The organism is Xenorhabdus santafensis (assembly GCF_033949405.1).
GTDB classification, from domain to species: domain Bacteria; phylum Pseudomonadota; class Gammaproteobacteria; order Enterobacterales; family Enterobacteriaceae; genus Xenorhabdus; species Xenorhabdus santafensis.
This window is the reverse complement of the sequence record NZ_VCDN01000080.1, coordinates 1-8,347: the sequence shown is the minus strand read 5'-3', so window position 1 is coordinate 8,347 and position 8,347 is coordinate 1. Positions and strand designations below refer to the sequence as shown.

Annotated in this window: 10 protein-coding genes and 2 pseudogenes; 2 read left to right on the top strand and 10 right to left on the bottom strand. The window is 45.4% G+C overall.

Features of this window, described 5'->3' with window-relative positions; all coding sequences use genetic code 11:
- Positions 1-320: 320 nt before the first annotated feature.
- From FE392_RS16830 to FE392_RS16810, 5 genes and pseudogenes are all read right to left on the bottom strand, one after another.
- Entirely contained in the window at positions 321-710 is a 390-nt protein-coding gene (locus FE392_RS16830) for a hypothetical protein (RefSeq protein WP_319931355.1), read from the bottom strand.
- Positions 711-1,041: 331 nt separating this feature from the next.
- Positions 1,042-1,521: pseudogene (locus tag FE392_RS16825) on the bottom strand (RHS repeat-associated core domain-containing protein); the annotation flags it as partial.
- A 267-nt stretch (positions 1,522-1,788) separates the two neighbouring features.
- Positions 1,789-2,103, bottom strand: coding sequence for a hypothetical protein (locus FE392_RS16820; protein WP_319931354.1), 315 nt, complete (start codon positions 2,101-2,103; stop codon positions 1,789-1,791).
- 3 nt (positions 2,104-2,106) lie between these two features.
- The gene (locus FE392_RS16815; RefSeq protein WP_319931353.1) at positions 2,107-2,361 is read right to left on the bottom strand and encodes a hypothetical protein; all 255 of its coding nucleotides are present in this window, start codon (positions 2,359-2,361) and stop codon (positions 2,107-2,109) included.
- A complete protein-coding gene (locus FE392_RS16810) occupies positions 2,358-2,996 on the bottom strand; it encodes an RHS repeat-associated core domain-containing protein (RefSeq protein WP_319931352.1) in 639 nt (212 codons plus the stop codon). Before FE392_RS16810 ends, FE392_RS16815 begins: the two co-directional genes overlap by 4 nt.
- Before the next feature lie 609 nt (positions 2,997-3,605).
- Between FE392_RS16810 and FE392_RS22165 the strand changes: the two genes are divergently transcribed.
- Positions 3,606-3,884: a SymE family type I addiction module toxin gene (locus tag FE392_RS22165; RefSeq protein WP_439153506.1), complete on the top strand. Its 279-nt coding sequence runs from the start codon at positions 3,606-3,608 to the stop codon at positions 3,882-3,884.
- Positions 3,885-4,002: 118 nt separating this feature from the next.
- Here the strand turns inward: FE392_RS22165 and FE392_RS16795 are convergent, their stop codons facing one another.
- Genes FE392_RS16795 through FE392_RS16785 form a run of 3 tightly spaced genes read right to left on the bottom strand, consistent with a single transcriptional unit; the run spans position 4,003 to position 5,940 of the window.
- Positions 4,003-4,425: a hypothetical protein gene (locus tag FE392_RS16795; RefSeq protein ID WP_319931351.1), complete on the bottom strand. Its 423-nt coding sequence runs from the start codon at positions 4,423-4,425 to the stop codon at positions 4,003-4,005.
- Entirely contained in the window at positions 4,422-5,051 is a 630-nt protein-coding gene (locus tag FE392_RS16790; RefSeq protein ID WP_319931350.1) for an RHS repeat-associated core domain-containing protein, read from the bottom strand. The genes FE392_RS16795 and FE392_RS16790 overlap by 4 nt, the downstream gene beginning before the upstream one ends.
- Entirely contained in the window at positions 5,017-5,940 is a 924-nt protein-coding gene (locus FE392_RS16785; protein ID WP_319931349.1) for an RHS domain-containing protein, read from the bottom strand. The genes FE392_RS16790 and FE392_RS16785 overlap by 35 nt, the downstream gene beginning before the upstream one ends.
- A 5-nt stretch (positions 5,941-5,945) precedes the next feature.
- Between FE392_RS16785 and FE392_RS16780 the strand changes: the two are divergent.
- A pseudogene (locus FE392_RS16780) lies at positions 5,946-6,197 on the top strand (SymE family type I addiction module toxin).
- A gap of 82 nt (positions 6,198-6,279) precedes the next feature.
- On the opposite strand, the gene FE392_RS16775 reads toward FE392_RS16780, so the two are convergent.
- Both FE392_RS16775 and FE392_RS16770 read right to left on the bottom strand, forming a co-directional pair.
- Entirely contained in the window at positions 6,280-6,507 is a 228-nt protein-coding gene (locus tag FE392_RS16775) for a hypothetical protein (RefSeq protein WP_045969082.1), read from the bottom strand.
- A 4-nt stretch (positions 6,508-6,511) separates the two neighbouring features.
- The coding region (locus FE392_RS16770) for an RHS repeat domain-containing protein (protein WP_319931348.1) at positions 6,512-8,347 on the bottom strand (1,836 nt) is incomplete at its 5' end.

The window sequence follows — 8,347 nt, the reverse complement described above, 5'->3', positions numbered from 1 at the left end:
ATTTATGGTTAACTCTAAAGCGCCATCAATGTAATCGGAATTTTTAAACCTTCCATCATATTGAAAAATATCAATATATTCATCTTTTGTTTTAATGTATGTGTTTATGCTTATCATAATTTGCCTGGATAAAATTGTCCTATTCTTCCATTTTTAAAACCACCTACATTAATCAGTGAATTCTCTCTGGCTAGATGGGGTTCTCCGTACGCTTACAGGGATTGAGCCGCTCTTAACAGAATAAAGCCGCAAAATCACTGAGATCTTTCCGACTTAAACATAATCAATAGGTATATAGCTCATTGAAAAATTAATTAAAATTATATGATTAGCATGGCTTTCAGTTTCGAATGGAATTCGATTAAATTTTGTAAGTCGGACTCTATTTCATAAGTTAAAGATGAACTCTCTAGCATATCGTTCAATAAACAACCGCTTACTTTTACTTTCCCTAGATGATTAATTGAAATATTAATATCAACATTTCCATTTTCGCTAATGAAATTAGATTCAAGTACCTTTTTGGAAACTAATTCATCTAAGGAAATAAGTAATTCTTTAATTCTTTTATATGATGAATCGAAATTCACCTTGGCATGATACCAGCTAGATTTAACATCAATACATGCATAAAAACCTCTTCCTTTAAAATAAAAGTCTTTTAAAACCAAATTACTACTATTATCACCCTTAATTATAGCTTCTAGCATTACCTTATTCTCCTTAATCAAGTCTTGGTATATCTTCAAGTTTTAGAGGCCAACCAAAACTTCTGCTACGCTGTCCCCAATTAGTTATACTTATCATATCTCGATGGCTAATTTTTCCATCTCTAACAACTATGTTATATACAACCTCTTTTCCATTTTTATGGCCTAACATTGCATAACCTATATCACCGCTACGCAGTACTGTTGGTTTTGTTTTTAGAATTTCTCTGTCGAAACTAAATGGGAAATTGCGCCCGCCGGGATTTTCAACTACACGTTGTCTTATTCTTGGCTCATATTCAGGAGGTTCCCCTTTATTCCCAATTCCTCCTGCCAGACCGTAAGGATCTACCCATTTCGCCGGATTATGTACATACCCGTACGGATTCACCCCGCCCAGCAGCCCTATCGGGTCTATCGAAATATACTGCGCGGTCTCCGGCGAATAATAACGGTGCCGATTATGGTACAGCCCCGATTCCGCATCCTCATATTGCCCTGCGAACCTGAAATGACACCCCACATGGTAATCCGGATCATTCGAGGCAATCACCTGCGATTTTTCCGCATTGCCCCACGTCCTCAGCCGCTGTGCCCAGACCAGCGTGCCGTTTTCGTTGAGCATCTCGCGCGGCGTACCCTGATGGTCGCTGACAATATAGTGTAGCTTGCTCCGTTCATACCTTGCCGAAGGTGTAAGCGCCCCCGGTTCATACAGCCAGCGTACCCGATTTTCCAACGCCAGCGAGCCATCCGCGTAAATTGGTGTCTCTTCGATGAGCTGGTCACCGCTCCACAGGTATTCCTGGCCGTAGATTTCGGTGTTACGTGGAGTGAGATCCGGTTTTCCGTCCAGCCAGCGTTGCAGGTTGGTTGCCGTCAGCTTGCCGTCATGCACCTTGAGCTTACGTATTCTTCGCCCAAAAGCATCGTAGCGATAGTGCCAGCGCGAGTAATTCAGTGAAATTAAGCTGAGAATGAGTGAACTGATTGGAACCACAAAAGCCGCTAAGGGCAGGGAGTAAGCAACTCTTAACAGAACACAGCAGGAAGATCATGGGGATCTTCCTACTGTGTATTAATTAAACATATCATTGATATCACTTTTTATTTTATCTAATGCTTCATTGGCTTTAAGTCGTTCATTGAAATCATCTCGCCAGATAAAGTATTCAGAAAAACCACCATATCCTCCGAACATAGATCCATATGCACGGCGAGCATCTTCAATAGCAGATTTTGCATCGTTTGTACCTCCATATGTTGGGGGGGTAAGTAATGCAATAACGTTCTCAATGCCCTTTATCCAATTTCCTCCACCATTATCACGCATAATTTCCCATAGTGAAAAGAAAAGGGCTCTTAATTTTTTCGATTGTTCAATAGAATCCATACATTACCTCAAAGGCCAATCTTCTAATACCTTGACGCCATCTATTTTCCAAGGCTCTTTTATAAAGATTTGCATCTTATCTTGCCCACCTAAATATACTCCTCCTTGATATCCTACAGGACCTTCAAAAATAGTAGTGCCCTTAGGAATTGTGCCCTTAGGAATTTTTACCTTATACGCAGCGTTTATTGGTGACTTACATGTTAGTTTTCCAGCTTCATTGAACCATTGAGGTTTAACTGCAGTATCTATTCTCACATGAGCAACAGAAGTTGGTGGTGATGTGGTAAACCATTGGCCCAAACCATTCTGCCCCCTCCGCCATTTCCTCCCCGGAAAAGGATAAGATCTTCGTCTAATACCTTAGAATTATATTTACCACCGGAAAAATTACCTGCAGGAGCCCAACGAATATTACTTGGATGAACACCCAATGGACCAGGATTATTAACCATATCAAATTCATAACCATTAGAAGTAGCAGATAATCCAAACGGATTAATCCAACCAGTTGGGTTTTTGACATAAGAATAGGGATATACCCCACCCCGCAACCCAAACGGGTCCGGCGAGATATACTGAGCTGTCTCCGGCGAGTAATAACAAAAGCGGTTATAATAAAGCCCTGACTCTGTATCCTCATACTGCCCTGCGAACCGCAGATTACACCCAACGTGATAATCCGGGTCATTCGAGGCTATCACCTGAGACTTTCCGACTTTTTCCCACGTTTTCAAGCGCTGTGCCCAAACCAGCGTGCCGTTTTCGTTGAGCATCTCGCGCGCAGTGCCCTGATGGCCACTCATCACGTAATGCAATTTGCCTTTCTCATAACGAACGGACGGCGTGAGCGCCCCCGGTTCATACAGCCAGCGCACCCAATTATCCAACACCAGCGAGCCATCCGCGTAAATCGGTGTCTCCTCTATCAGTTAGTCACCGCTCCATAGGTATTCCTGACCGTAGATTTCGGTGGCACGTGGCGTTAAGTCCGGTTTTCCGTCCAGCCAGCGTTGCAGGTTAGTCGCAGTTAGCTTGCCGCCATGCACCTTGAGTTTGCGTATTCTTCGGCCTAACGCATCGTATTGATAGTGCCAACGGGAGCCGCCCGGAGTTTCGCAGTGGGTAAGTTGGTTTTGGCTATCTCAGCGGTAGCGCCAGATCAGCGGCCGGAAGCCATCACGCTGTAGGCGTCGACCAGCCTCAGGTTGCCGTTGGCATCATAGGATATATCGCCATGATTAGACTTATAAAATTGATGCTCAAGGCACAAGATACCGTTCAATCTTAAAGGCGATAAAGGGACTATGCTGTTGTGGTTTACTCTGAACTACGAACTTTACTGAATGACAAATCTCAGGTTCAGGTTAATGATAACAAACTCACAACAGCATCCCTGATGATCAGTCAGGGGATTATCGCTCTGCAAAAGTGATAATCAAGATATAAGGTTAATTAACCATTTCGCCTGTTTTTCCCATAGCCACGAATCCAAAGCGCCGATGTGCACTTTCAGGATTTTTTTATCCTGTTCCTTGAAATGCTTTTCGCCCTATTGCACCGTGGAATGCATTCCGCAACATGACAAAGCCAACGCCCCGCCCGCGATCCACCTTAAGGGGCTATGGCTTAAGGCCGCGGAGCTTGAGATTGGCGACTCAGTCACTGTCAAAATCATGGAGGGCTGTTTAGTACTGACCCCGAAAGCAAAGAGACCTACTACCTCAAACAGTAATACCAGCGCCAGCGCGAGTAAATCGGTGAGATTAAGCTGCGGATGAGCGAGTTGATTGGTGACTACAAAAGTCGCTAAGGGCAGGGAGTGAGCTGCTCTTGAAGAAAGAACAAAACCGGAAGATCACGGAGATCTTTCCGGCATGTTGTATTTAGTTTAACCAACTATTGCTGTTTATATGAAATAATAATGTATGACATACCTGATCTATTATCTTCCACAGACTGAATATTTCCCCACAGGAAAAAAAGTTTCTCTGATGAACCAAATAATGTTTTTAATAAATTATCATTTATTAATTTGTTTCTGATTTGGTTTTCATTCGTAAAGACATTGATTTTATTCTCTTTCTCTTGGTTAAATGGAAGTAACTTAATAAAATCAATAATCCCATCTTGGAAAACTACATTTACAATATAATTTATATTTAAAAATAACATGTTATCTATTGAATAGCTGACCCTACCTTCAAAGTCATACACTTTTCTAGGATTAAGATCTAATGTTAGAACTATAAAGTTATCCAATGTAATCAGTGGATTTATTATTATTCCATTTAAACTTATATCACCATTAATATATATCATTTTATTAATTTCACCGAGTGTAAAGGTTCTATAATCCCTTCATAATCTTTAATAACAATTTGAGTTAACCCACCGGCTCCATGTTGAGGATTAGCCCTAACTATGCCGAATGCCGCTGGTGTATCTTCTAAAAGTCTATAAGCAGTCATGCCGGGTCTATATCCGAATTGTGGATGAGGCATTACTTGTAAGCCTTTAAATACACCTTCTTGAGAGAATCCACTTCTTTCTATAGCCCGAACTGTAGTATAAAAATTACCTTGCCCCGGAGCACCAGCCATTAATATTGTGCCTTTTTTAACCGTGATATCTTTAAAGCGATCAACATCAGGATATTCTCCCTGCCCTTGCCAACTTCTTGCAAACTCTGATGGTGACGGAGTAGACGCTGCTTTAATCTCAGATGTTGAACTCAATCCATAAGGGTCGATGAATCTTGAGGGATTATGCACATACGAATACGGGTTAAACCCGCCGGCCAAGCCGATCGGGTCAGGCGAAATATACTGGGCCGTATCCGGATTATAGTAACGGAACCGATTATAGTATAACCCGCTTTCTTCATCCTCATACTGCCCCGCAAACCGCAAATTACACCCAACATGATAATCCGCAATCCGGATCATTCGACGTAATCACCTGCGATTTTTCGGTTTTCCCCCACGTTTTTAGCCGCTGAGCCCAGATCAGCGTGCCGTTTTCGTTGAGCATCTCGCGCACGGTGCCTTGATGGTCACTCACCACGTAATGCAGCTTACCCTTCTCAAAGCGGGCAGACGGTGTAAGCGCTCCCGGTTCATACAACCAGCGCACGCGGCTGTCCAGCGCCAGCGAACCATCGGCGTAGATCGGCGTTTCCTCAATCAGCTGGTCACCACTCCATAGATATTCCTGCCCGTAAATGGCTGTGCTGCGCGGGGTTAAATCCGGTTTGCCGTCCAGCCAACGTTGCAGGTTTGTTGCCGTCAGCTTGCCGTCATGCACCTTGAGTTTACGTATTCTTCTACCAAACGCATCGTAGCGATAGTGCCAACGCGAGCCGTCCGGGGTTTCACAGTGGGTAAGCTGGTTTTGACTGTCCCAGCGGTAGCGCCAGATTTGCGGGCGGAAGCCGTCCCGCTGTTCGGCTTTTTCCACCAGACGGCCATTATCATCATAGCGATAGCGGATATCCCCTTGTTGCACGACCCGCCCGGCTTTTTGACGCTGGGTAATTTGTTCCATTGCGCCGTAGGCATCGACAGGTAGGTGCTGGCTCAGGTTGCCGTTGGCATCATAGCGGAATTGCTCTTCATGCGGCCGAGTTCCATCAAACAGGGTACTAAGAATTTGATCGTTGGCATTGTAACGGTAGCGGGTTTGTCCCCAGCGGCTGTCATCAATCACCCGAACGTTATGGGCACGGTCATATTGCCAGCTTCGGTTGACGGCGGCGGCCTGCCCCGTCGATTGATGCACCAGTAAACCAGTCGCGGTGTAGCGGCTGGCAAGGATAAAACTGTCAAAGCCGAACATACACCGTGGGATACGTTCCACAAAATGACAAGACCAATGCCCCGCCCGCGATCCACCTTAAGGGACGGTGGCTTAAGGCCGCCGGGTTTGAGATTGGCGGCTCGGTCACGGTGAAAATTATGGATGGCTGCTTGGTGCTGATTCCCGACAGCGACGAGACCCACAGCCTCAAGCAGTAATACCAGCGTCAGCGCGAACAAATCAGTGAAATTAAGCTGAGGATGAGCGAGCTGATTGGGGATTACAAAAGTCGCTAAGGGCAGGGAGCTAGCAGCTCTTAAAAAAGAACAAAGCCGGAAGATCATGGAGATCTTTCCGGCTTACTGATATCAATTATTATTAAGGTCCATAAAAATGCATTAATGTATCAAGAATACGCCAGTCTTCTTTTGTTAATTCTCTTTTTTCCATATGATCATATCTATAGCGTATTCCTTTCATTGGGATACCATATGGATGACTTTTTGCTGACTGCATTAAATCATCAATATCACTCTCGTGTATTAATGTTCTTTTAAGTAGCTGATGAAGCATTATCTCAGCATCTTTTCTTTCCAGCATATTCATTATATTACTCCGGTAAAATTTTAACTGAATCAAAGTTAATAACTCGCCAATCTGCATGCAACTGCCTTGCTCCGCCTTTTCCAAACTCAGGATAAGCTTCTGTAAATGGCTCTAAGCGAGTTTTTACATCATCACCTTTCCAGTAAGGCACCCTAACTTGTGGAACACCTTTTTCATATAACTGCAAGGTATCGAATTTGCCTACAAGTCGGGTATCACTCCATTCTGGAGATATTTGCAACTTATCTCTTGCCACACTTCCAGAAGGAAATTTATCAAATGCAATATAAGTAGCAGGAGCAGATTTGTTGTTTATAGTTGGAGTAACCCATTCATTCACAGAGCCGTCTTTCTCTAGGTATTTCATATGGCGATATCCTGTGGATGGCAATGTTGCACTGGGTCCATCTGGTCCGACATAAAAATCAGGTTTACTTGCAACCTGTGAAGTGCCACTCAGACCGTAAGGATCAATAAATTTCGACGGATTATGCACATACCCATACGGGTTTGCCCCACCGACCAACCCTATCGGGTCGGGCGAGATGTACTGCCCCGTCTCCGGATTATAGTAACGAAAACGATTATAGTATAGCCCGCTCTCTTCATCCTCATATTGCCCGCAGAACCTGAAATGACACCCCACATGATAATCCGGATCATTCGAGGCAATGACCTGCGATTTTTCGGCTTTGCCCCACGTTTTCAGTCGTTGTGCCCACACTAGCGTGCCGTTTTCGTTGAGCATCTCGCGCGGCGTACCTTGATGGTCGCTTATAATATAGTGTAGCTTGCCCCGTTCATACCTTGCCGAAGGAGTAAGCGCCCCCGGTTCATACAGCCAGCGTACCCGACTTTCCAGTGCCAGCGAGCCATCGGCGTAAATCGGCGTCTCTTCTATGAGCTGGTCACCGCTCCACAGGTATTCCTGGCCGTAGATTTCGGTGTTACGTGGGGTGAGATCTGGTTTGCCGTCCAACCAACGTTGCAGGTTGGTCGCCGTCAGCTTGCCGTCATGCACCTTGAGCTTACGTATTCTTCGGCCAAAAGCATCGTAGCGATAGTGCCAACGGGAACCATCCGGAGTTTCACAATGGGTGAGCTGGTTTTGGCTATCCCAACGGTAGCGCCAAACTAACGGACGGAAGCCATCACGCTGTTCGGTTTTTTCCACTAAACGGCCATTGTCATCATAGCGATAGCGGATATCCCCTTGTTGCACGATCCGCCCGGCTTTTTGACGCTGGGTAATTTGTTCCATTGCGCCGTAGGCATCGACCGGCAGATGTTGGCTCAGGTTACCGTTGGCATCATAGTGAAATTGCTCTTCATGTGGACGATAGCCCTCGAACAGCGTATGCAAGATTTGATCGTTGGCATTGTAACGGTAGCGGGTTTGTCCCCAACGGCTGTCATCAATCACGCGCACATTATGCGCACGGTCATATTGCCAGCTCCGGTTAACTGCAGAGGCTTGTGGTGGGAAATGCGGGTCGTTTTGTGCCAGCGTTTCTCGGAAAAACTGAGTCGCTTGTCCCGCCGACTGATGTGCCAGCAAGCCGGTTGCGGTGTAGCGGCTGGCAAGGATAAACCCGTTGGCACTTTCGCGTACCGTTTCCCGCCCCAGCACATCATGCTGGAAGGTCAGCGGGGCATGCTGGTTGAGCTGAAAGTGGTTCAGCGCCCCCATCGGGTTATAACCAAAATGCAAGGTGTTGCCATCCACACGTTCACTGACAGGGCGACCGGTCAGCTCATCCCATTCACGAATGATTTCCCGTCCGTTGATACGCTCACAGGTGGGCAGACCGGTGGTTTTGTCATATTCATACTCGACGAC